We start from the raw sequence: 1,903 nt of genomic DNA, 5'->3' as shown, positions 1-1,903 counted from the left end.
TGTTCGATGTCATCGGCAAAGAAGGGATTCACGCCATTGGCTAGAGAGAGCAGCAGATTGCCCAGCTCGTCACTTATGCTGGCAAGGTAACAGCCCTGGTTACCGTTCCCAGTGGCCTGCAAAGGCGAATTCTTCGAGGGGAGCAGGGGAGCTATCAACTCCAGGTGGTCCTTCGGACGGATTGGCTTTGCGAGCACCTCCCAGTCGATGAGAACCTCCCAGCCAGTATCGGACCAAGAATCGCCAGCGCTACCGAACTCATGGGGCTTGGATCTCTCGCGGCAAGGTGCAGCTACCAGGCCAATGGCCTTGATAAGCCCGTCGGCGTAGGAGATAACAACGTCACCCGGCCGGGTCAGCGTGAGGTTGATATAGGTCTGATTCTTCGAGCCATTGCGGTTGGTCATGGGCGACCAGATGTAGCCGCCCCCAACTTCTGCACTGTACGTTTGCTTATGGTTTACCCACCAGAATGCCACTGTAATCCCCTAGAAACTGCTGATAACGATATGATATCTTGAATTGTTTGATTTCGGGATGAAATTAGTTGTTATGTGCAATTTTACATAGTGTTATTTTTCATTGGAAAAAATTTAAATATTGGTTTTTATCATGTGACCATGATGATGGGTGCGTTGTTTTTTAATGAAGTATTGATAATCATATACCTCTAGAATTATGTGCATAACCATTCCAGATAAGTCAGCTTGCCCAATTATTCCTATATCATCCTCGCATTTAACAGAAGTGTCGTAGCATTGTATATAACCAATCTCATCTTTAACTAGCTGTAAAAAATATGCTCCAAACTTATCTCTCCCACCGTCTGAATAGGCATCCAAATTTTCATCAATATAAAAATTACCCATTGTGCAAGCGTTGATTACTAGAGTAGGGGTTAATGTTATTAATCGCTCTTGTAGGAAGTGTTTTCTTTCTGGCCAAAGTTTTATGAAATTTTTAGTTCTGTGTATGTTGGTATCTGTATTCCCCTCAGAGCACTGCTCTTGCAAGGCATTAATGACGATAACTGGATAACTTCCACTCTCAGTTAAAAGATCTTCATTCTTTAGTAATTCAACAAGAAACTTAATTATATTTAAACCCGTGCGTCCATTGACTGGCCTGGCACTCACAGGTTTATTTGAAGTTAAATCATTAAGGTTGCTAACTTTGAATTCTTCTATGTGCGGGCTTTCGGTGACTATAACGATGGGCTTACAATACTTATCTTTATGAATAAGATACGTGTCTAAACCAACAAAGTGAGTGTCATATTTAAATGTTCTTCTTAGATTCCAGTCTTTACCTTTAACTTCCAACACTGCTATCACTTCATCATTGCAAGATTTCATGCTCTGTTTTCCTTGATGAATATTTTCCAAGTTAGATAAACAAAACCATGCAGTCTGATATAGCAAGTTCGGCTTATTAGACATATGGTTTCCGTGCTTTAATTATAACTCAAATGAAGCCTGGTGTTAACTGGGGTGTAAAATATAAATGGGAGAGTTGTAGAATTATAAAATGAAATAAAATGATTCAATGATTTGGTTGTTGTAAATCGCAGTAACAATAATCGGATCTGGTACGTGACAGAAATTATCAATAGTGGGTACCATAGTCAGTGCCGGACCTAGACCACCCGGCTGTGTATGACCAAAAGGACCCAGACCATGACCAACCCACATACCCGAGATCTATCTGCAGCACGCCCGCGCGGCTGTGCCAGCATCAAACCCATCCCCCCTCAGTTCAGCTCAGAGTCGTTCAAGCAGTCCCTGGTACTGCTCGGGGAGGGCGTAGCTTGAGCGCCTACCCCAAGTATTTTCTCCGCAGTCCTGAAATCCGATCCCGCGCTTGCCAGTTGGTCGCTGGCCTGCCGGTTGACCGGGACAAGCCG

The 1,903-nt window shown here is 43.6% G+C and carries 3 protein-coding genes; 1 reads left to right on the top strand and 2 read right to left on the bottom strand.

The features are described 5' to 3' along the window. Both G113_RS19930 and G113_RS19925 read right to left on the bottom strand, forming a co-directional pair. On the bottom strand, positions 1–479 hold a 479-nt coding region (locus G113_RS19930; RefSeq protein ID WP_040319439.1), incomplete at its 3' end, for a hypothetical protein. 114 nt (positions 480–593) lie between these two features. Beyond that, the gene (locus G113_RS19925; protein WP_152436123.1) at positions 594–1,439 is read right to left on the bottom strand and encodes a hypothetical protein; all 846 of its coding nucleotides are present in this window, start codon (positions 1,437–1,439) and stop codon (positions 594–596) included. Between the two features lie 237 nt (positions 1,440–1,676). Between G113_RS19925 and G113_RS22020 the strand changes: the two genes are divergently transcribed. Next, positions 1,677–1,811: a hypothetical protein gene (locus G113_RS22020; RefSeq protein ID WP_269077652.1), complete on the top strand. Its 135-nt coding sequence runs from the start codon at positions 1,677–1,679 to the stop codon at positions 1,809–1,811. The last annotated feature ends 92 nt before the right edge of the window (positions 1,812–1,903 follow it).

Origin of the sequence: Aeromonas molluscorum 848 (assembly GCF_000388115.1) — a bacterium.
Lineage (GTDB): Bacteria > Pseudomonadota > Gammaproteobacteria > Enterobacterales > Aeromonadaceae > Aeromonas > Aeromonas molluscorum.
This window is presented reverse-complemented; position numbering and strand designations above follow the sequence as displayed.

What these genes read in the sequence shown, in the direction of transcription:
- G113_RS19925 (WP_152436123.1), bottom strand. Translation starts at nt 1,439, where the DNA reads ATGTCTAATAAGCCGAACTTGCTATATCAGACTGCATGGTTTTGTTTA.
- G113_RS22020 (WP_269077652.1), top strand. Translation starts at nt 1,677, where the DNA reads ATGACCAACCCACATACCCGAGATCTATCTGCAGCACGCCCGCGCGGC.